This is a genomic window from Pseudomonas sp. NUPR-002 (genome assembly GCF_056322725.1).
In genome coordinates, this window is the sequence record NZ_CM150476.1 from 2,227,191 (window position 1) to 2,248,384 (window position 21,194).

Here is a 21,194-nt window from a genome sequence, read left to right on the forward strand (position 1 = left end):
AGGGGCACATATGTCGGATCTCCAAAGCCAAACCGCCACACCCGCTGCTCTGGATAAAGCAGTCGCGCAAGGTGGTGCCTATGAGGTGCTGAATAAGCGACTCAAGGATCAAGGGCAGCGTCTCACGGTGGCGGCCGACACGTTGAATACACAGCGGTTGGCAGAGTTTGGCGAAACCCAGATGAAAGTTCTGGGCAGGGTCCGAATCCGGACTGAGAACAACTGCACTGCCCGCGACATTGTACGGGTGGGTGACAGCCTGCTGTTCGGCTACAACGTCTTCATTGGTCTGAAGCAAGATACGGCCGTTGGCGACGTTTTTTCTTTGTACAAACTGTCCGGCACCGAGGCCGGATACGAGGCTGAGCCAGCTCCGATCGCTGATTCGTTCCTTAACCAGCCAGCATTCGTTCGAGACTTCACTGAACTCTACACCTACTACAAGAGCACCAAGCTCCTGCAGCTGGCTGTTCGTGACGAGAAACTCCTCGCAAGCTTCCAGATCGGCGAAAAGCTAACTGACATCCGTGTGTTCCGCTGGGCTATTACCGAGGCCGGTACCAAAGTCACGTACATTGATAGCCGTGGTGCGCAGGATATGTCGCTTCCGGCTCAGTTTGACTTTGAATGGCAGAAGTCCAGCCGCGATAGGGTTGTGACCGGAAAGCATGGCCACATCAACATTCTTGACACCGTATTCGTCGATACCATCGGTGGCGACCTCACCATCAAGATTGAGAACAACACGCAGGCTGGTGAGGGCATCTACTCGGAGCCCGTCAACGATCCCAATCAATCGTTGAGTGACGGTCAGTTTGAGTATGCGAGGTTAGGAAGCCTGCTCCTCCTCAAAATTCTTCCCTATCGGGAAACCGAATGGCGATACATCGTCTTCAATACGGTGACCCGTAAGGCATTGCGCATTGACGCAATTGGCCAGGCCTGCCTGCAGCTTCCAGAAGACCATGGGATTATCTTCCCGGGCGGTTACTACCTTCAGAATGGTGACCATAAAACCTTCGACCAGGATATGAAAGGCATGCGCTTTAAGCGCTCCGCTCGAAGCCCCAATGGTGAAGACGTTCAATATTCGTTCTATGAGCCCGTGCACGGCAGATCTGCGCTGTTGACCTACAACATGATCACCCGAAGTCTGCAGAATCCTCTGCTCGGTCATGGATACGCGCGTCTGGAGGATGGCCGAATGGTCATTTTCTCTGCTGAAGGAGTTGAACCCACTCGCGTTCACCCTATGGTTGTGTGGGCGACACCGTTCTACACAGATGAGTTTGCGGCTAGCCAGGCCCCTCGTGACGGTTTCATCGGCAGAATTGGCAATGCCGATCTTGTCCGTGGCATCTCAGACCTTCATGAACTCGTGCGTGACATTGAAACCCCGGCTGTGAGTGTGCAGCGGTATAGCAAGCTGTGTCAGAGCACCAGAAAGATTCTCGATGCCTATCACTGGCTGAACTCATCGGAGGTCCAGGGTCTTGGTTCACTACTGCATGACGTGTCTGAGACCAGCGAGCAGATCCTCGACGAGTTTGAGAAGGTTCAAAGCATTCGCCGTCAATCGGATGCGGCTCTGGCAGACGCTGTCACCGCACAGAAGAAACTTCTGCTACGGGTTCGGTCGGGAGGTTGGAAGGCGGTTCAAGAATACGTCGAAGCGCTCAACGACCTCGGTAGGCACCGTGGCCACCTCCTGACCATCCGGGATCTGCGCTACATCGACACCGCTCAGGTCGACTCGATGGAGAGTGAGCTGCTGTTGGCACAAGACCAGGTGGGCACCAGCACTGCTACGTTCCTGGCAAGCCCTGCCGCTCTAAAGCCATTTTCTACCCAGCTTGAGACCCTCGAAACTCAGGCGTTGGCAGCTCGAACCGTTGTACAGATCAAAGAGCCGCTTGAGGGGCTGGCCAAGATGGCCAGTGACCTCGACATGCTCTCGAAGCTGATGGCCTCACTGAAGATCGATGATGCCACCCAGCGCACTGAGATCGTCGACGCAATTTCTGAAGTTTACTCACGATTGAACCAGGTGAGAGCGAAGGCCGACAAACTCCGCAAGAGCATTGGTTCTGCCGAAGCAGTCGCCCAGTTCGGCGCGCAGTTCAAGCTGTTCGGGCAAGCCATTACTAACGCCCTGCAGCTTGCAACAGATCCGGAGCGCTGTGATGACAATCTGTCCAGGCTCACTGTCCAGCTCGAGGAACTAGAAAGCCAATTCGCAGAGCATGAAGAGTTTCTGACCAGCATCCTGGACAAGCGTCAGGAGATGATCGAGACCTTCGAGTCACACAAGCAAAGCCTGTTGGATGAGCGGAGTCGGCGAGCTCAGGCAGTGGTCGAGGCATCATCCCGGATCCTTGAGAGTCTCCCACGGCGCGTTGCGCGGCTAGAGGGTATGGAAGCGCTCAATGCATTCTTTGCCTCCGACCCCCTTATCCTCAAAATCAAGGATATGGCCAGCCGCCTTCGTCAGCTCAAGGACTCCGTTAAAGCAGACGACGTCGAATCTCAGCTTAAGGCCGCCCGGGATCAAGCGGTTCGGTCGCTGCGTGACAATACCGAGCTTTTTGACGAGGGCGGGAATGTAATCAAGCTTGGGCCTCGGCACCGCTTCAGCGTCAACACCCAAGACCTTGATCTCACCCTGATGCCCCGCGGGGATACCCTTAACTTGCACTTGACCGGCACGGACTTCATGGAGCCGCTGGACAATGCAGCGTTGCTGGAATTAAGGCCATTCTGGACGTCCAGCGTCGAGTCAGAGTCCTCCACGCTGTATCGAGGAGAATATCTGGCTGGCCAGGTGCTGGAAGCCGCTGATGCTGGCCGTGATGGTTTGAAGATCGAAACGCTTGAGTTCCTGATTCAGTCTCCCGATGATTTGACTAAAGCTATTCGCGATTTTGCAGCCCCGCGATACAAGGAAGGCTACCAGAGGGGGATTCATGATCATGATGCTGCCTTGATCCTGGCCCACTTGCTTCCCTTGCGCGTTGCTGCCGGCAACCTTCGGTATGGCCCAGACGCTCGCGCACTTGCAGCCTTGGCTTGGGCGAGAGTGCTTGACACGGATGCACATAGTGCCAGGCAATGGTGTGAGCTGTCCCGTTCCGCTCGCCAGATTCGCAAGGCCTTTGGTACATCCGATAGTTTTGCCGATGTGATACCGGTGATCGTGGCCTGGCTGAAGGTATTCCTGGTAGAACAAGCGATTCCTGCGACCGACTTTGTATGCGCTCAAGCTGCTGAGTATCTGGCTGAAACCCTCGTTTCAACTGATGGCTCTGTCACGTTTAGCTCATATGCCAAAGTACTTCACGATCAGCTGAAGGCGCACTTGGAGAAGACTGATACCTGGAAGGATTACAACGGCACGATCGAAGCCCTGAATGGGGAGATTGGAGCAGCATTTTCTCTATCCATCCGCTGGTTTACCGGGTTTGTGGGTAGTGATCCTGCGATTGCCCATTTGAAAGCCTTTATCAGGGAGGCCGCAGTAATTTCGCTGTTGCCCGATGATTTGCGGCAGTTCAGTGATGTCGAATATCGTGCTCAGGTGACCGGCCTGCTGGGTGAGCACGAGCTACTGCAGGGCGGTGCCTTAGCGGTTGGCGTGGACGACTTCAGTGAGCGCTTTGCTCGACACACGACTGAATTCCTGCCGCAATTGCAAAAGTACAAAGCGTTGCGCCAGTCCATCCTTCAGGCAGAGAAGGCGAGCCTGCGTCTCTCTGAGTTCAAGGCACGTCCTCTGAGCTCATTCGTAAGGAATAAGCTGATCAACGATGTGTACCTTTCGGTCATCGGGGATAATTTGGCCAAGCAGATGGGTGCCGTCGGCGAGAACAAGCGAACCGACCTGATGGGCATGCTGTTGCTCATTTCCCCACCTGGGTACGGAAAAACCACGCTGATGGAGTATGTGGCCAGCCGTTTGGGTCTGATCTTCATGAAGATCAACGGTCCAGCCCTTGGTCATGAAGTCCGGTCCCTGGATCCGGCTCAAGCCCCTGATGCAACCTCTCGCCAAGAGCTCGAAAAGCTCAACCTCGGCCTGCGCATGGGCAACAACGTCATGTTGTATGTGGACGACATTCAGCACACAAACCCCGAGTTCTTGCAGAAATTCATCTCTCTGTGCGACGGCACTCGGCGAATTGAGGGCGTGTGGAAGGGTGTCACCAACACCTATGACATGCGCGGCAAAAAATTCTGCGTTGTGATGTCAGGTAACCCGTACACGGAAACTGGCGAGGTGTTCAAAATCCCTGACATGCTGGCCAACAGAGCAGATATCTACAACCTTGGTGACACCCTCGGCGGGATGGAAGACACCTTCGCGTTGAGCTACATCGAAAACGCGCTGACATCCAACGCGGTGCTCGCTCCGCTGTCCACCCGTGACATGAAAGACCTCTACCTGTTTGTCGATAATGCTCAGGGCAAGGCATTCACCGCCAGCGACCTGAGCCATGCCTACAGCTCGGCCGAGGTGAGTGAAATCACGGACGTGCTTCACCGTCTGCTTCAAATCCGCGATGTGGTCATGGCGGTCAACAAGCAGTACATCGCAAGTGCGGCTCAAGCTGACAAATACCGTACCGAGCCGCCATTCAAGCTTCAGGGCAGCTATCGGAACATGAACAAGATGGCTGAGAAAGTCTCGGCCGTGATGAACGCCCAGGAGTTGCTGCAGGTGGTTGCAGATCACTACCAAGGCGAGTCTCAACTTTTGTCCGCCGGCTCCGAAGAGAACCTGCTGAAGCTTCAAGAGATCCGCGGTTTGCTCACCCCAGACCAGGCCTCTCGTTGGGCCCAGATCAAGCGCGACTTCCAGCGCAGCAAAGCGATGGGGGGTGATGAAGACGTAGGCGGACGGGTTGTTGCCCAGCTCCACGACATTGGAGAGAGCCTGAGAGCGCTTGGCTCGACCTCCAAGCCTGGCGTCGACGCCCACGAAAACCACTTCACTATCTAACAGCACATTTGTGGCAGGAGTTCTCAGGTGACCATTTGGAAAAAGCTCGTTACCGCCTTGCGTGGTGGTGCATCGGAAGTTGGCGAGGCCATCGTCGATGTAAATGCAATTCGCATCCTGGAGCAAGAGCAGCGCGATGCTGATGCTGCGGTACTGAAAGCACGTAACAGCCTGATAGAAATCAAGGCCAAGCACAAAATGTCCCTGCAGCGCCTGGAGGCCTACGGCTCTGATATCTCCAGCTGGGAAAACAAGGCCATGGCAGCCCTGAACAAGGGGGCCGAAGATCTGGCTGTCGAGTGCGCCAATAAGGTTGCCGAGATCGAAGGTTTGCGTGATCAGGAGAAAATCCTGGCTAATCAGTTCGGCAAGCAAGTTGAGATGCTCCACGCTCAGGTTACCAAGGCTGACACTCAGATCAAGGGACTGAAGCAGCAGATTGAAATGACCAAAGCGCGTGAGGTTGTCCAGAAAGCTCGTGGTGCTACCGCCACTGCTACTTCCGGTGCGAGCAGTAAGGTTGCCACCGCAGTAGATTCCTTAACCCGCATCAAGCAGCGTCAGGACGAGCAAGACGCCCGTATGGAAGCGGCTGAAGAAATGGCGGATGCAGCCAATGGCGGCGATCTGGATCGCCGCCTGCAAGAGGCAGGTATCGGTACCAAGCCCAATGCCGGTGGCGATGTTCTGGCCCGCCTGAAGGCAAAGAAGAGCAACAGCGCGCAGTAATACCCTGCGGGTAAGACGGCCGGGACCTGGCCCTGCGGGCTAGGTTCTGAGGTGCGGGAGCGGCGGTGTGCCTGCCTGACTTGTGTAGCGATGAAAAGGTTGTCAGTTACATCCTGTCGCGGGGCAAGCCCGCTCCCACAGTTCTTGGTGAGGGGCTCTACTCCAGCGCTGCCAAGCGCTCTTCCAAGGCGGCAATCCGCGCCTCCAGAGCTTCGATACGCTCCAGCGACACCGAACCACCAGCACTGCGCTCCGGCCCTTGCTGGCGTGCAGCAAGGATGGCGTCGATTTCTGCCGGATCACCCAAGGCATGGGTGTAGCGGTCTTCGCGCTGCCCGGCCTGACGCGGCAGGTGCAAGGCAAAGCCGCGGGCGATCAAGCGCTCCAGCTGATGCAGCACCTGCTCGGCGTCTTCAAACTCGTGCATGCGGCTGCTGCGGGTCAACAGTTCGTTGATGGTTTGCGGACCGCGCAGGAACATCAAACCCAACAGCGTCACTTGCGCCGGTACCAGCTCGAGTGCCTTGTCCACGCGCTGCTCCCAGCGGTCGGCACGGCTGCCCATCTGCAGACGGGTCAGGCCTTGGCCTTCAAGGGCGCGCAGGGCCTGGCCGACCTGGCCTTGGCTGAGGTTCATCACCGGCTCACGGCTGGTTTTCTGGTTGCAGGCCAGCACCAGGGCGTTGAGGGTCAGCGGATACGTTTCCGGGCTGGTGGCCTGTTTTTCGATGAGGGAGCCGAGCACACGGATTTCGGTGCTGTTGAAGCGGGCTTCGGAGGAGGATTCGATAGCGTCGGACATGGCCCTGTCTCTGTGCAATGTAAGGCCTCTAGCCTAGGTGCGCGACAGGGTAAAACACAAGCAGCCGGTGCAGGACGCACCGGCTGCGGGTCAACTTCAGGCAGCTTTGCGCTCTTCGCCCATGCACGCGGCGGCGGTGAACAGCACGTCGGTGGAGGAGTTCAGCGCAGTTTCTGCCGAATCCTGCAGTACGCCGATGATGAAACCTACGGCAACAACTTGCATGGCGATTTCACTCGGAATACCGAACAGGCTGCATGCCAGCGGGATCAACAGCAGCGAGCCACCGGCAACACCCGAGGCACCACAGGCACAGACAGCAGCCACCACGCTGAGCAGGATCGCCGTAGGGATGTCGACGGCGATGCCCAGGGTGTGAACGGCGGCCAGGGTCAATACGGTGATCGTGGTTGCAGCACCGGCCATGTTGATGGTTGCGCCCAGTGGAATCGATACCGAATAGGTATCTTCATGCAGGCCCAAACGCTCGCTCAAGGCCAAGTTGACCGGAATGTTGGCGGCCGAGCTGCGGGTAAAGAATGCGGTGATGCCGCTCTCGCGCAGGCACAGGAACACCAGCGGGTACGGGTTGCGGCGGATTTTCCAGAACACGATCAGCGGATTGACCACCAGCGCCACGAACAGCATGCAGCCGATCAGTACGGCCAGCAGGTGCAGGTAGCCGAGCAGGGCGTCGAGGCCAGACTGCGCCAGGGTCGAGGCGACCAGGCCGAAAATACCCAGCGGGGCGAAGCGAATCACCACTCGCACGATCAGGGTTACGCCGTTGGACAGGTCTTCGACCACGGTGCGCGTGGTTTGCCCGGCGTTGCGAATGGCCACGCCGAGGCCGATGGCCCAGGCCAGAATGCCAATGAAGTTGGCGTTCATCAGGGCGCTGATCGGGTTGTCGACCACGCTGAGCAGCAAGCTTTGCAGCACTTCGGTGATGCCGCCCGGTGCGCTCAGGGCGACGTCCGAGGTGCTCAAGGCCAGGCTCGACGGGAACAGCATGCTGGCAACCACCGCAACCACCGCCGCCGCGAAGGTGCCGAGCAGGTACAGCACCAGGATCGGGCGAATATGGGTTTCGGTGCCGTGTTTATGGTTGGCGATAGACGCCATGACCAGAATAAAGACCAGGATCGGCGCCACTGCTTTCAGGGCGGAGACGAAAACCTTGCCGACAAAGCCCAGGCTCAAGGCAACGTCGGGGGCGATCAGGGCCAGGGCGATACCGGCCACCAGGCCGATCATGATCTGTAGTACCAGGCTGGTACGGTTCAAGAGTTTCAGAACAGGTGTCATGTCGGGTGTTTCTCAGTCTTGTAGAGGGCAGTCAGCCCATTGCCACGCCGGAAAATAAGGGGCGTCAGGCGATCAGGGGCATGAAAGGGGCGCGACTTTAGCACAGCGCGTCACACTTGGTCCTTGCCCTGTGTCAGACGGTAGGGTGGGGGTGTAGTATGCGCGCCCCTTGTAAACGGCCTGGCGCCGTCGATGTCTAGAACGCTGGAGTGTAGATGTTATTGCCGATTCTGTTGCTGGCGGCGGCCGGCTTCACTGTGTTGACCACCGAGTTTGTGATTGTCGGGTTGTTGCCGGGGATCGCCCGTGACTTGGCGGTCAGTGTGCCCCAGGCCGGGCTGCTGGTGACGCTGTTTGCCTTTGCCGTGGCCTGCTTCGGCCCGTTTCTGACCGCCTGGTGCGCGCGTTTCGAGCGCAAGCGCCTGTTTGTCGGGGTGCTGTTGCTGTTTGCCGCCTGTAATGCCCTGGCGGCGTTGGCGCCAAACATCTATGTGATGGCGGTGGCGCGGCTATTGCCAGCCTTGGGCTTGCCGGTGTTCTGGGCGCTGGCCAGTGAAACGGCAGTGGACATTGTCGGGCCCGCGTACGCCGGGCGGGCGATTGCCAAAATCAGCTTTGGCGTGGTGTGTGCCACGGTGTTCGGTATTCCGGTCGGCACGTTGGTGGGCGATGCGTTGGGCTGGCGGGCGGCGTTCGCCTTGCTGGCCGTGCTGGCACTGGCCAAAGCGTTGCTGCTGTACCGCTACCTGCCGCATACGCCGCGGCAAAGCCAGGCCACTTCGCTGCGCGGGCAGTTTGGGGTGCTGCGCAGCCGCCTGTTGCAGGGGCATGTGCTGCTCTCGGTGCTGGTGTTCAGCGGCATGTTCACCGCTTACACCTACCTGGCGGACATCCTGGAACGCCTGGCCGGGTTCGATGGGACGCGGGTGGGCTGGTACTTGATGGGCTTCGGCGCGGTGGGGCTGATCGGCAACAGCCTGGGCGGGCGTGCCGTCGATCGCCAGCCATTGCTGGCTTCTGCCGGCTTTTGCGCGTTGCTGCTGGTCGGGCTGATTGTTTTGGTACCCAGCATTCATTCAACCTACGGTCTGATCGCTGCGCTGGCCCTTTGGGGGCTGAGCCAGGCGGCGCTGTTTCTGGTCAGCCACGTTCGCCTGATCAAGGCGGCCCCGCAGGCACCAGCCTTTGCCGCCTCATTGAACATCGCCGGTGGCAACCTGGGCATTGGCCTTGGGGCAATCATTGGCGGCCGGGTGATCGATACTGTCGGCCTGGCCGGGCTTGGTTACGCCGCGGCCGTATTGATCGGTGCTTCGGTGATACTGGCGCTGGCATTGATGCGCATGCGCAGCGCCACGGTTACCAGTTGAACAGTTGGCGGCGGGCGCCTTCGGTGATCGCGATGATGCCGGGGTGTTTGACCTTGCGTTCCACCGAAATGGCGTAGAACGACTCGATCACCGCGTCGGTCTCGCCGATTCGTTCTACGCCGTACTGGCGGCAGACTTCATCGGCAATCACGCTGGGGCCGATGAAGATACCGCTGCCGGACTGGCCGAACGCCTGCATCAGGGCGCTGTCATCGAATTCACCGACGATGCGCGGCTGAATCTGCTGCTCGGCAAACCAGCGTAGCAGACGGCTGCGCACCACGGTTTCCTGGCCGGGAATCAGCAGCGGGGCGTGTTGCAGACAGGCGGGAAAGTCCTTGCCCAGTTCCGCCGCCAGCGCCGGGGTGGCGAAAAAGCTGATGCCGCACTCACCCAGGCGCTGGCTGTAGCCCTTGATGTCGAGGTGGCTGGGCATGGGGCTGTCGGAGATCACCAGGTCCAGGCGCTGAATCGCAAGGTCAGCCAGCAGGCGTTCGAGTTTGTCTTCACGGCAACTCAGGCGCAGGGCGTCTTCCATGGCCATGGTTGGTGCCAGCAGGCGGTAAACGATGGATTTGGGCACCACATCGGCCACCCCGACCCGAAACAGAATCTGCTGTTCATCCGGGCGAGTGCGCAGCATTGCCTCCAGTTCACCGCCAATCTGAAACATTTGCTCGGCATACGTCAGCGCCTGGCGACCACTTTCAGTCAGTTCCAGTTGGCGCCCAACCCGGCGAAACAGTTCGATGCCATAGGTCTGCTCAAGCAGGCTGATTTGTCCGCTGATGGTCTGTGGCGTCAGGTTCAGTTGCTCGCCGGCCCGCACGATGCTGCCGGTGCGCGCCACCACCCAGAAGTAATGCAGCTGTCGGTAGTTGAGCATGGCGTTTCCCGAATCGAAAAAACCGAAGTATAACTGCTGAAAATACGAATTTTCCTGATGTATCGAGATATTTAGAATCCCCAGCCATCACGGTGCCACTGACTGGGCGCTGATCATCGATACGGAGAACCACAGATGCTGTACCTGAAATCCATCGGAACACCCCTGGTGTTATTGTTGGCCCTGTTTGCCATGAGCGGCTGCGAGCAGGCGGAGAAGTCTGCCCAGCAGGTGCTCAACCAGGCGGCAGAGTCTGCCAAGGAAGCCATCGATAAAACCAACGAAGCTGCCCAGCAGGCCCTGAGCGAAGCCACGGGTTCGGAGGGCGAAAAGGCCGCTAAACCCGAACGCGACGACAGCAGCAAAGAAATCTGACCCACCCCTTACCTCGATGCAGGAATGATTCATGGAATACTTGTTGGAACTCGCTGCAAGCCCGACCGCCTGGGTAGCCCTGGCCACCCTGGTGGCCATGGAGATCGTGCTGGGCATCGATAACCTGATTTTCATCTCTATCCTGACCAACAAGTTGCCCGAGGAATACCGCTCCAAGGCGCGTCGTATCGGTATCAGCATGGCGCTGGTGATGCGCTTGGGTCTGCTCAGCACCATCGCCTGGATCGTGCAACTGACCGAACCTGTGTTTGAGGTGTTTGACCATGCGTTCTCGTGGAAAGACATGATCCTGATTGCCGGTGGCCTGTTCCTGCTGTGGAAGGCGACCACTGAAATCCACGAAAGCGTCGACCCGCGTGCCAAGGAAGAAGCCAAGGCGAGCTCCACCGTCACCCTGGGCTTCGCGGCTGCGATTGGTCAGATCCTGTTGCTGGACATCGTCTTCTCGATCGACAGCATCATCACCGCCGTGGGCATGACCGAGCACCTGCCGATCATGATCATTGCTGTAGTAAGTGCTGTAATCGTGATGCTGGTGGCGGCCGACCCGCTGGCCAAGTTCATCAACGACAACCCGACCGTGGTGATGTTGGCCCTGGGCTTCCTGATCATGATCGGTATGACCCTGATCGCCGAAGGCTTCGGCGCCCACGTACCGAAAGGTTATGTGTATGCGGCGATGGCGTTCTCTACTGCGATCGAAGCGCTGAACATCATGGCGCGCCGGGCGCGGATCAAGCGCGAAGCGGCTGAGGGTTGATGTAAATCGCGGGGCAAGCCCGCTCCCACAGGGGGAACCTGGTGGGAGCGGGCTTGCCCCGCGATGCTTTTAACGATCAATCAATGCGCTTGAGCATGCCGACGGCTACGCCGCGTCGGTACTGCCTCGGTGGTTTTTTTCGGCAAGGTATGGTGCGGGTGGTGGCGGCGGGCAATCCGCAGCACGCCCCACAGCATGGCGGCGGCGACGCTTAGCCAGGCGCCTACCAGCATGAGAATGGCCATTGTCAGGCTCATGTATGCCTCCTCAGGTCCCTGGCCAGCCCTAGATGCTGGCCACGCGGACACCCCTAGAGTCTAGCCCACGCCAAGTTGCAGGCTATTGACCGATAGTCTAGCCCTTTGCACTGCTTTGTTCTAAGACGCCTTCGCTCTATACCCACGCGGCTTGCCGGCCTATGATCGCACCCCAGGGCCGGGCGCTGTCTGCCGGGCATCAGCACAAGCGAGTGTTCATGCTGCCACTGTCTATCACGTTTTCTGCAATTGCCCCGCAGCGCCTGCTGGTGGCCTGTACATTGGCCCTGGCCTTGGCCGGTTGTGCGAGCCAGCCTCCCGCGCCGATCAAAGGCCTGGCGCAACGGGTGGAAATCGGTTCAGTACCCTTCTATCGCGGCAATGCCAACCAGAGCGCGCCGATGGCCCTGGCGGCGATCCTGTCGCAACAGGGCGTGCGCATTACCCCAGGCTTGCTCGAACAACCCCTGGGCCTACCGCAGGGTATCGACAAACTGCAGAGCGCAATGCAGGACGTTGCCCGCCAGTACGGCATGGTGGTTTATCCGCTGGAGCCAAAGCTCAACGCCTTGCTGATCCAGGTGGCCGCAGGCAACCCAGTGTTGCTGCGTTTCGAGGAAGGGGCGGGGTTCTGGGGTGAGCCGCGTTATGCCTTGCTGGTCGGCTACGACCGTTACAAGCAGCGGGTGTTGCTGCGGGCAGGAAACAATCGACGGCTGCTGATGGATTTTGACGACTTCACATCAGCCTGGAACAAGCAGGGGAGTTGGGCAGTGCTGGTGCAGCAGCCGGGCCAGTTGCCGGCTGAAGTTGACCGTCAGCGTTGGCTGAAGGCGGCCAATGACCTGGCCCAGGCGGGCCAGGAACAAGCGGCCCGCCAGGCCGTCAGTGCCCTGGGGCAGTGACGGCGCGGGCGAGTAGCGCTTAGAAGCCCAGACGGTCGCGCAGGCTGTAGTACCAGGCACCGAGGGCGCTGAACGGTACGCGCAGCATCTGGCCACCCGGGAACGGGTAGTGCGGCAGTTCGGCAAAGGCGTCGAAGCGCTCGGCCTGACCGCGCAGGGCCTCGGCCAGCACCTTGCCCGCCAGATGGGTGTAGGTGACGCCGTGGCCACTGCAACCCTGGGAGTAGTAGATGTTGTCGCCCAAACGGCCAACCTGCGGCAGACGCGACAGGGTCAGCAGGAAGTTACCGGTCCAGGCGTAATCGATTTTCACGTCTTTGAGCTGCGGGAAAGCCTTGAGCATCTTCGGACGGATGATCGCTTCGATGTTCGCCGGGTCACGCGCGCCGTACACCACGCCACCGCCGAAAATCAGGCGTTTGTCGCTGGTCAGGCGGTAGTAGTCGAGCAGGTAGTTGCAGTCTTCGACGCAGTAGTCTTGTGGCAGCAGGCTGCGTGCCAGTTCTTCGCCCAGCGGCTCGGTGGTGATCACCTGGGTGCCGCACGGCATGGACTTGGCAGCCAGCTCTGGTACCAAGCCGCCAAGGTAGGCGTTACCGGCAACGATGACGAACTTGGCGCGTACTTTACCTTGTGGGGTGTGGACCACCGGGTTGGCACCGCGCTCGATGCGTACGGCTGGCGATTGCTCATAGATCTTGCCGCCCAGCGACTCGACCGCAGCGGCTTCGCCCAGGGCCAGGTTCAGCGGGTGGATGTGGCCGCCGCTCATGTCGAGCATACCGCCCAGGTACTGGTCGCAATTGACCACTTCACGGATGCGCTTCTGGTCCATCAGTTCCAGCTGGGTGTGGCCGAAACGTTCCCACAGGCGCTTTTGCGACTCCAGGTGACCCATTTGCTTGGCGGTCAGGGCGGCGAACACGCCACCGTCTTTGAGGTCGCACTGGATGTTGTACTTGGCGACGCGGTCACGAATGATGCGACCACCTTCGAAGGCCATCTGACCGAGCAGTTGTGCCTGCTTGGGGCCGACAGTGCGCTCGATGACATCGATGTCACGGCTGTAGCTGTTAACGATCTGGCCACCGTTACGGCCAGAGGCACCGAAACCGACTTTGGCGGCTTCCAGTACGGTCACGCTGAAGCCATTCTCCAGCAGGAACAAAGCGCTGGACAGACCGGTATAGCCGGCGCCGATCACGCAGACATCGGTCTGTACCTCTTCCTGCAGCGCCGGGCGCGGCGGTACCGGATTGGCCGATGCGGCGTAGTAGGACTGAGGGTAGGGGGTATTGGCCATGCTGCGAAACCTCTGTTTTATATTTTTTACGACTGTACCGATGCTATCAATAATAATAAACACCCGCTAGTCGTCTGTTGAAAATCCTTTACTCCGGCTTTTCACAAATATTTTTAAGATTCAGTGGCTTAGCGTGAAAAAAAGAGTTGACACGATTTGTTGAATCCGTAGAATGCCGCCTCACAGCAGGCACATAGCTCAGTTGGTTAGAGCACCACCTTGACATGGTGGGGGTCGTTGGTTCGAGTCCAATTGTGCCTACCAAATCAAATCCGCCCCTGCTGGCGGTACCAAAAAGGCGATCCGAAAGGGTCGCCTTTTTTGGTTTCCCCTGTGGGAGCGGGCTTGCCCCTCTCTCAAGGACCGGCTATCCGAAGAACAGCCTGTATAGACAGCACCGCTAGAATTAACAGGGGGATAACTTTCATGCGTATTGCTTGTAAGGAGTCCTACAATGAAGATGCTATCTTCACTGGCGCTGGTGATGGCAGCCGGATGGATCTCAGGTTGTGCTACAGGGCCTGATCATCAACGGGTCAGCCTCCCGCTGAATGCAACTCAGGACAACGCCGGGCAGATCGCTCATGCCAGCCTGGTGGCGATGGGCAGCAAGACGGAAATCCGGATCGCTGTCAGTGGTGTGCCTGATTCAACGACAATTCCTGCTCGTCTCTACACCTACCTCTACGCGGGCGGGTGCGGCGGTCTGAGTGAAAAGCCAGCTTACTCGATGAATCAAACCGTGCGGTCAGATCTCCATGGCTCTGGCATGGAGTTGGTGAAGGTCGCACCCTTGTCACTCGATAGTCTGCGCTCGGGCAACTTTGCCCTGGTGGTGCGCGGTAGTGCTGCAGACGGCAATCACGACTTGTTTTGTGCCAATGTGATCTAACCCCGGTGGGAGCGGGCTTGCCCCGCGATGCGATGTGACTGGCACACTGCAATCGCGGGTCAAGCCCGCTCCTACCGAAGCGTTAAGCGTTGCGCTTGACCACCAGGGTGAGGATGTCGTAACTGGCGCACAGCTCGCCGTTCTGGTTGGTCACTTCAACGTCCCAGGCCACTACACCTTGTGGCTCGCCTTTCGGACTGACTTTGCCCTGGTCAATCTTGCGTTTGCAGGTCAGGCGCGCCTGGATGGTGTCGCCGATGCCCACCGGGGTGATGAAGCGCAGGGTGTCCAGGCCGTAGTTGGCCAGCACCGGGCCAACGCCAGGGGAGACGAACAGGCCGGCAGCCGCTGACAACACGAAGTAGCCGTGGGCGATACGCTTGCCGAACTGCGAGTCCTTGGCGGCGATGTCGTCGAAGTGCATGTAGAAGTGGTCACCCGACAGGCAACCAAAGTTGACCAGGTCTGCCTCTGTCACGGTGCGACGGTGGGTCAACAGCGATTCACCAATCTGCAGGTCTTCGAAGTGACGACGGAACGGGTGTACTTCGCTTTCGTAAACCTTGGCACCGCGTACATATTCACCGGTAACCGCCATCAGCATGCTCGGCGAACCCTGGACCGCGGTGCGCTGCAGGTAGTGCTTGACTGCACGCAGACCGCCAAGCTCTTCGCCGCCGCCCGCACGGCCCGGGCCGCCGTGTTTGAGTTGCGGCAGTGGTGAGCCGTGGCCGGTGGATTCGGCGGCCGATTCGCGATCGAGGATGTGCAGACGACCATGCAGCGCTGCAGCGGCAGGCACCACTTTGGCGGCAACGCGTGGGTCTTTGGTGATCAGGCTGGCAACCAGGCTGCCTTTGCCGCGGGCGGCCAGGGCAATGGCTTCGTCGAGGTCGTCGTAGCCCATCAAGGTGCTGACCGGGCCGAACGCTTCGATGTCGTGCGCACCACCTTCGGCGTGCGGGTCACGGCTGCGCAGCAGGGTCGGGGCGAAGAACGCACCTTCGTTGACGCCATCGCCGCGCGGGGCGAAGCCGTCGCGGGCACCGAACAGCAAGTCACTCGATTGCAGCAGGGCTTCGACGCGCTCGGCGACGTCAGCCTGTTGGGCGTGCGAGGCCAGTGCGCCCATGCGCACGCCTTCTACCGACGGGTCACCGACCACAACCTTGGCCAGGCGATCGCGCAGGCGCTCGGCAACGGCGTCGAGGTGTTTGGCTGGCACGATGGCGCGGCGAATCGCGGTGCACTTCTGCCCGGCCTTGGTGGTCATTTCACGGGCGACTTCTTTGACGAACAGGTCGAACTCTTCGTCGTCCGGGGTGACTTCCGGCGCCAGGATCGCACAGTTCAGCGAGTCGGCTTCGGCGTTGAACGGTACAGAATTGCGTACCAGGTTGGCGTTGACGCGCAGCTTGGCGGCAGTGTCGGCGGAACCGGTGAAGGTCACCACGTCCTGGCCCTGCAGGCGGTCGAGCAGGTCGCCGGTGCCGCCGATGATCAGTTGCAGGCTACCGGCGGGCAGCAGGCCGGATTCGTCCATCAGGCGCACGGCCGCTTCGGCCAGGTAGCTGGTGGCGGAGGCCGGTTTGACGATGCACGGCATGCCGGCGAGGAAGCTTGGTGCGAACTTTTCCAACATGCCCCAAATCGGGAAGTTGAAGGCGTTGATGTGCACCGCCAGGCCGCCGCGCGGCACCAGGATGTGGCTGCCGGCAAAGGTGTTGCCCTTGCTCAGGGGAATGACCGGGCCTTCATGCACGACGTTGCCGGACGGCAGCTCACGGCTGCCGACGCTGGCGTAGGCGAACAGGGTGCCGGCGCCGCCTTCGATGTCGATCCAGCTGTCGGCACGGGTCGCACCGCTGTGGTGGGACAGCGCGTACAGCTGTTCCTTGCGCTCGAGCAGGAACTTGCCGAGGGCCTTGAGGCGCGCCGCGCGCTGCTGGAAGTCCATCGCCATCAGTTCGGCGATGCCGCGCTGACGGGCATGGGCGACGGCTTCGGCGAAGTCCAGGGTTTCTTCGTGGGTGCAGGCCAGCGGCTGGCCGTTGATCGCGCTGCGCAGCGACTGGGCACCGTGCTGGCCGATCCAGCGGCCACCGATGAAGCTTTGCAGGGTAGGGGTGTTGATCATTACAAACTCTCCAAGGTGTCGGGGTGGCCGCACCGCAAGCCCTACCAGAGGGCCAGGGTGTAGCCGAGAATCAGGCGGTTCTCGTCAACGTCGGTGGTCAGCCCGTTGCCGGAGCGGAAGGTGACGTTGCGCCAGCGCAGGCTCACGTTCTTGAGCGGGCCGCTTTGCACGACGTAAGCGATGTCGCTGTCGCGTTCCCACTCTTCGCCGTGATCGCCGCCGCTGGTTCGGGCGTTGCTGCCGTCGACGTAGCGGGTCATGAAGCTCAGGCCCGGTACGCCGAGGGCGGCGAAGTCGTAGTCGTACCGCAGTTGCCAGGCGTCTTCCTCGGCACGGGTGAAGGTGTTGAAGGTCACCAGGTTGACCGAGTAGGGGTCGCCGCCGTTGAGGAACGGGAAGGCACTGTCGCCGGACATGCGCTGCCCGGCCACGCTGAAACGATGGCCGCCGTGGCTGAGGCTGAGCATGCCGTTGAAGTTGCGGTTATCGACGACCCCCGCGCGGCGCTGGCCGTCTTCACTGCTGTCGAAGTAACGCAGGTCGCTGCGCAGGCTGAAGCCGCCGCCCAGGGGCAGGGTGTGGATCAGGCCGACGAAGTGCTGGCGGTAGATGTCTTCCAGCTTGCCGTAGTAGTAGCTGACGGCAAGTTGCGGGTTGATCGCGTAGCTGCCGCCGGCAAAGTCGAAGGCATCGCTGGTGGCGGCGCCGTAGCCGATGTCATCGCGGCCGGAAGAATCGCGCAGGTTGACGCGGGTCAGGCGGCCACCGTTGAGGGTCAGGCCGTCGAACTCTTGCGAGGTGAGCATGCCACCCTGGAAGGTCGACGCCAGCAGGCGGGTGTCGTTATAGGTAACCACCGGCAGCAGCGGCTGCAGGGTGCCGACCCGCAGCACGCTTTTGGAAGCACGCAGTTTGCCAGTCAGGCCCAGCTCGCTGTAGTCGTCCACCGGTTCGTGGCTGTTCGGGCCGAAAGGCAGCAAGCCGGTGCCACGCCGGTCGCGGCTGGAGTCCAGTTTGATACCCAGTTGGCCGATGGCGTCGACGCCTACGCCAACAGCACCTTCAGTGAAGCCGGACTCAAGCCGTGCGGTAAAGCCTTGCCCCCATTCCGCGGCCTTGGCCTGCGGCGCGCCGCTTTGGCGGAAGTCGCGGTTCAGGTAATGGTTGCGCAGCTCCAGGGTGCCTTTGCTGTCTTTGATGAAGTCAGCCATGGCCAGCGGTGAGATGGCCAGGCCAAGCGCCGCCAGCAGCGGCGCAGGGGAACGGAAATCGATCATTGTTTTTATGCTTCCGTTGAATCAGTGGCGGCTGGCGGCGGCTGCGCCGATGCCGGTCATCGAACGAATGAACTGGGCCAGGTAACGGCCGCGTTCGGCTTCTGCGCGAGGCGAACGGTCGGTGACCGAGAACGCCCAGGCACCGAGGAATGCCAGGGTCATGGAGAACAAGGCCGGGTTCGAATAGGGGAAGAGTGCGTGCTCGTGGTGCAGCACACCGACCCAGACCACCGGGCTCAGCACCAGCAAGATCACCGCAGAGGCCAGGCCAACCAGGCTGCCAGCGACCGCGCCACGGGTGGTCAGGCCTTTCCAGAACATCGATAGGAACAGCACTGGGAAGTTGACCGAGGCGGCGATGGCCAGCACCAGGCCGGACAGGAAGGCAATGTTCTGCGTCTCGAACAGCAGGCCGAGAATCACCGCCAGCACACCGATGACCAGGGTGGCGATGCGCGACATGCGCATTTCTTCGCGCTCACTGGCCTGGCCTTTGCGGATCACGCAGGCATACAGGTCGTGGGCCACCGCCGAAGCGCCAGACAGCGCCAGGCCAGCGACCACGGCGAGGATGGTGGCGAAGGCCACCGCCGAGATGAAGCCGAGGAACAGGCTGCCACCTACGGCCTGGGCCAGGTGCACAGCGACCATGTTGCCGCCGCCGATAATGGCGCCGTTGACGTCGCGGAAGCTCGTGTCGGTACCGACGATAACGATGGCGCCAAAGCCGATGGCAATCAGCAGTACATAGAAATAGCCGATGAAACCGGTGGCATACAGCACGCTCTTGCGCGCTTCGCGAGCGTCCTTGACGGTGAAGAAGCGCATCAGGATGTGCGGCAGGCCGGCGGTGCCGAACATCATGCCGACCGCCAGCGAAATGGTATCGATCGGGTTACCCAGCAAACCGCCGGGGGCCATGATCGCCTGACCTTTGGCATGCACGGCAGCAGCACCAGCGAACATCGCTTCGGTGCTGAAGTTGAAGTGCTTGAGCACCGCGTAAGCCATGAACGTGGCGCCCGACAGCAGCATCACCGCTTTGATGATCTGTACCCAGGTGGTGGCGAGCATGCCGCCGAAGGTCACATAGAAGACGATCAGCACGCCAACCAGCAAGACCGCCTGCAGGTAGCTGATGCCGAACAGCAGTTCGATCAGCTTGCCGGCACCGACCATCTGTGCCATCAGGTACATCAGCGCGACGATCAAGGTGCCGACGGCGGCAACGATGCGGATCGGGCTTTGTTCCAGGCGATAGGAGACCACATCGGCGAAGGTGTACTTGCCGAGGTTGCGCAGGCGTTCGGCGATCAGGAACAGGATGATCGGCCAGGCGGCGACCACACCCAGGGAGTACAGCAGGCCATCGTAACCGGCCATGAAAATCATCGCCGAGATGCCCAGGAATGAAGCGGCGCTGATCATGTCACCGGCAATTGCCAGGCCGTTCTGCAGGCCGCTGATGCCGCCGCCTGCGGTGTAGAAGTCACTGGCCGAGCGGGTGCGCAGGGCGGCCCAGCGTGTGATACCAAGGGTGAGCAGGACGAAGACCAGGAACATGCCAATGGCGTTCCAGTTCAAAGGTCGCGCAACGGTTTCGCCGGCCAGGGCAGCACCGCTGGACACCAGGCCTGTGGTCAGCAACACGAGCGAAGAGCGTTTCATGCCTGGCTCTCCTGCTGCAGTTTCGCGACCAGCGGGTCGAGCACCTGGTTGGTCTGCTGCACGTAGAAAGCAGTGAGCGCGAACGACAGCACAATCACCGCCACGGCCACCGGAATGCCGAGGCTGGTGGCGCCACCGCTAAGCGACTGGCTGAGCACGCCGGGAGCAAAGGCCATCACCAGCACGAAACCGTAATAAATGGCCAACATCGCCAGGGTCAGTGTCCAGGTCAGACGCTGCTTGCGCCGCACCAACTGGATGAAGTCCGGATGCTGCCGGAGACGTTCGTGGTCTTGTAGGTTCATGCGTTCACGCTCTCTTTTTATGATTGTTGAGACAGTGTGTTCGGGGCACAGCACATTGCGGCCTGTGCAGGCGCCGCCACTGGGCAGCGCCTGCACAGGCGGTGGCGCTTACAGCTGGTCGAAGTCGAGGACCACCTTGTCGCTGATCGGGAAGGCCTGGCAGGACAGCACGTAGCCGGCCGCCACTTCGTAGTCTTCCAGGGCGAAGTTGCTGTCCATTTCTACTTCGCCTTCGATCACCTTGCACTTGCAGGTCGAGCACACCCCGGCCTTGCACGAGTAGGGCAGTTCGGCGCCGTGTTCGTTACCGGCGTCGAGCACGCTGGCACTGTTGCGCGCCAGCTCGAACGACAGCTCGCGACCGTCGCTGATCACGGTGATCTGGCTCTTGGCGCTGTCGATCTGGGCGGCGGCCTGGCGTGCTTCGCGCTTGTGCGTGCTGCCCACGGCGGCGAACAGTTCGAAATGAATGCGCTCGGCCGGCATGCCGTTGGCCTTGAGCTGATCACGCACGGTTTCGGTCATGGCCTGCGGGCCGCAGATGAAGGCGGCGTCGAGGGCCTTGACGTCGAGCCAGCGGCTGAACAGTTGGGCGCACTTGTCGGCGTCGATGCGGCCGTTGTAGAGGTCAACGTCCTGCTGCTCGCGGCTGAAGATGAAGATCAGGTTGAGGCGTTGCAGGTAACGGTTTTTCAGGTCTTCGAGCTGTTCGCGAAACAGCGCCGAGTTGCTCGAACGGTTGCCGTAGAGCAGGGTGAAGCTGCTGTGCGGTTCGCGTTCCAGAGTGGTTTTGATGATCGACAGAATTGGCGTGATGCCGCTGCCGGCGGCCACTGCCAGGTAGTGGCCCTGGTGTGCCGGGTCGAGCGGCACGTAGAAGTGTCCGGACGGTGGCATCACTTCCAGGCTCTGGCCGGCCTTGAGGCTGTCGTTGGCGTAGGCCGAGAACAGCCCGCCGGGCACGCGCTTGATGGCGACGCGCAGTTCACCGTCGTTGACTCCGGTGCAGATCGAGTAGGAGCGGCGCACTTCCTGGCCTTCAAGTTGGGTGCGCATCACCAGGTGCTGGCCCTGGGTAAAGCTGAAATCGTTGGCCAGTTCGGCCGGTACGTCGAAGGCGATCGACACCGCGTCGCGGGTCTCCGGGCGTACTTCTTTAATCTTCAGGCTATGGAACTTGCTCATTTTTTTGTCTCCGGCAGC

Annotated in this window: 17 protein-coding genes and 1 tRNA gene; 8 read left to right on the plus strand and 10 right to left on the minus strand. The window is 60.3% G+C overall.

Going from position 1 to position 21,194, the window contains the following annotated elements; all coding sequences use genetic code 11:
• The first annotated feature begins 10 nt into the window (after window positions 1-10).
• Window positions 11-4,996 (plus strand): DNA repair ATPase, encoded by a 4,986-nt coding sequence (locus ACVWSC_RS10175; protein WP_442113512.1) that lies wholly within the window; start codon window positions 11-13, stop codon window positions 4,994-4,996.
• A gap of 27 nt (window positions 4,997-5,023) precedes the next feature.
• Entirely contained in the window at window positions 5,024-5,725 is a 702-nt protein-coding gene (locus tag ACVWSC_RS10180; protein ID WP_442113513.1) for a PspA/IM30 family protein, read from the plus strand.
• A 157-nt stretch (window positions 5,726-5,882) separates the two neighbouring features.
• On the opposite strand, the gene ACVWSC_RS10185 is transcribed toward ACVWSC_RS10180, so the two are convergent.
• Together ACVWSC_RS10185 and sstT are read right to left on the minus strand one after the other, a co-directional pair.
• The gene (locus tag ACVWSC_RS10185; protein WP_442113514.1) at window positions 5,883-6,527 is read right to left on the minus strand and encodes a YceH family protein; all 645 of its coding nucleotides are present in this window, start codon (window positions 6,525-6,527) and stop codon (window positions 5,883-5,885) included.
• Between the two features lie 96 nt (window positions 6,528-6,623).
• Window positions 6,624-7,835 carry a serine/threonine transporter SstT gene (sstT, locus tag ACVWSC_RS10190; protein ID WP_442113515.1) on the minus strand — a complete coding sequence of 404 codons (1,212 nt, stop codon included), beginning with the start codon at window positions 7,833-7,835 and terminating at the stop codon, window positions 6,624-6,626.
• A 215-nt stretch (window positions 7,836-8,050) separates the two neighbouring features.
• On the opposite strand from sstT, the gene ACVWSC_RS10195 reads away from it, so the two are divergent.
• Window positions 8,051-9,205 (plus strand): MFS transporter, encoded by a 1,155-nt coding sequence (locus ACVWSC_RS10195; protein ID WP_442113516.1) that lies wholly within the window; start codon window positions 8,051-8,053, stop codon window positions 9,203-9,205.
• Here ACVWSC_RS10195 and nhaR read toward each other — a convergent pair.
• Window positions 9,195-10,091 carry a transcriptional activator NhaR gene (gene nhaR / locus ACVWSC_RS10200; protein ID WP_442113517.1) on the minus strand — a complete coding sequence of 299 codons (897 nt, stop codon included), beginning with the start codon at window positions 10,089-10,091 and terminating at the stop codon, window positions 9,195-9,197. The genes ACVWSC_RS10195 and nhaR overlap by 11 nt on opposite strands.
• 135 nt (window positions 10,092-10,226) lie before the next feature.
• On the opposite strand from nhaR, the gene ACVWSC_RS10205 reads away from it, so the two are divergent.
• Both ACVWSC_RS10205 and ACVWSC_RS10210 read left to right on the plus strand, forming a co-directional pair.
• Window positions 10,227-10,466, plus strand: a complete 240-nt coding sequence (locus tag ACVWSC_RS10205) for a hypothetical protein (protein ID WP_442113518.1) — start codon at window positions 10,227-10,229, stop codon at window positions 10,464-10,466.
• A 31-nt stretch (window positions 10,467-10,497) separates the two neighbouring features.
• Window positions 10,498-11,247: a TerC family protein gene (locus tag ACVWSC_RS10210; RefSeq protein WP_442113519.1), complete on the plus strand. Its 750-nt coding sequence runs from the start codon at window positions 10,498-10,500 to the stop codon at window positions 11,245-11,247.
• A gap of 80 nt (window positions 11,248-11,327) precedes the next feature.
• On the opposite strand, the gene ACVWSC_RS10215 is transcribed toward ACVWSC_RS10210, so the two are convergent.
• Window positions 11,328-11,504, minus strand: coding sequence for a hypothetical protein (locus ACVWSC_RS10215; protein WP_165957359.1), 177 nt, complete (start codon window positions 11,502-11,504; stop codon window positions 11,328-11,330).
• Between the two features lie 161 nt (window positions 11,505-11,665).
• Here ACVWSC_RS10215 and ACVWSC_RS10220 point away from each other — a divergent pair, with 161 nt between their 5' ends.
• A complete protein-coding gene (locus tag ACVWSC_RS10220; protein ID WP_442113520.1) occupies window positions 11,666-12,409 on the plus strand; it encodes a peptidase C39 family protein in 744 nt (247 codons plus the stop codon).
• A gap of 19 nt (window positions 12,410-12,428) precedes the next feature.
• Here ACVWSC_RS10220 and ACVWSC_RS10225 read toward each other — a convergent pair whose 3' ends face one another.
• Window positions 12,429-13,712: an NAD(P)/FAD-dependent oxidoreductase gene (locus ACVWSC_RS10225; protein ID WP_442113521.1), complete on the minus strand. Its 1,284-nt coding sequence runs from the start codon at window positions 13,710-13,712 to the stop codon at window positions 12,429-12,431.
• A 187-nt stretch (window positions 13,713-13,899) separates the two neighbouring features.
• Here ACVWSC_RS10225 and ACVWSC_RS10230 point away from each other — a divergent pair.
• Together ACVWSC_RS10230 and ACVWSC_RS10235 are read left to right on the plus strand one after the other, a co-directional pair.
• Window positions 13,900-13,976 (plus strand) — tRNA-Val (locus tag ACVWSC_RS10230).
• Window positions 13,977-14,166: 190 nt separating this feature from the next.
• Window positions 14,167-14,604, plus strand: a complete 438-nt coding sequence (locus tag ACVWSC_RS10235; protein ID WP_442113522.1) for a YajG family lipoprotein — start codon at window positions 14,167-14,169, stop codon at window positions 14,602-14,604.
• 82 nt (window positions 14,605-14,686) lie between these two features.
• Here ACVWSC_RS10235 and paaZ read toward each other — a convergent pair whose 3' ends face one another.
• The 5 genes from paaZ to paaE all read right to left on the minus strand — a co-directional run bounded on the left by paaZ (window position 14,687) and on the right by paaE (window position 21,176).
• On the minus strand, window positions 14,687-16,741 hold the full coding sequence (paaZ, locus tag ACVWSC_RS10240) for a phenylacetic acid degradation bifunctional protein PaaZ (protein WP_442113523.1): 2,055 nt from the start codon (window positions 16,739-16,741) through the stop codon (window positions 14,687-14,689).
• Between the two features lie 41 nt (window positions 16,742-16,782).
• The gene (locus ACVWSC_RS10245; protein ID WP_442113524.1) at window positions 16,783-18,018 is read right to left on the minus strand and encodes an OprD family porin; all 1,236 of its coding nucleotides are present in this window, start codon (window positions 18,016-18,018) and stop codon (window positions 16,783-16,785) included.
• Window positions 18,019-18,039: 21 nt separating this feature from the next.
• The gene (locus tag ACVWSC_RS10250) at window positions 18,040-19,686 is read right to left on the minus strand and encodes a cation acetate symporter (RefSeq protein WP_442113525.1); all 1,647 of its coding nucleotides are present in this window, start codon (window positions 19,684-19,686) and stop codon (window positions 18,040-18,042) included.
• The gene (locus ACVWSC_RS10255; protein WP_442113526.1) at window positions 19,683-19,991 is read right to left on the minus strand and encodes a DUF485 domain-containing protein; all 309 of its coding nucleotides are present in this window, start codon (window positions 19,989-19,991) and stop codon (window positions 19,683-19,685) included. Before ACVWSC_RS10255 ends, ACVWSC_RS10250 begins: the two co-directional genes overlap by 4 nt.
• A 108-nt stretch (window positions 19,992-20,099) precedes the next feature.
• A complete protein-coding gene (paaE, locus tag ACVWSC_RS10260) occupies window positions 20,100-21,176 on the minus strand; it encodes a 1,2-phenylacetyl-CoA epoxidase subunit PaaE (protein WP_442113527.1) in 1,077 nt (358 codons plus the stop codon).
• Window positions 21,177-21,194: the final 18 nt, after the last annotated feature.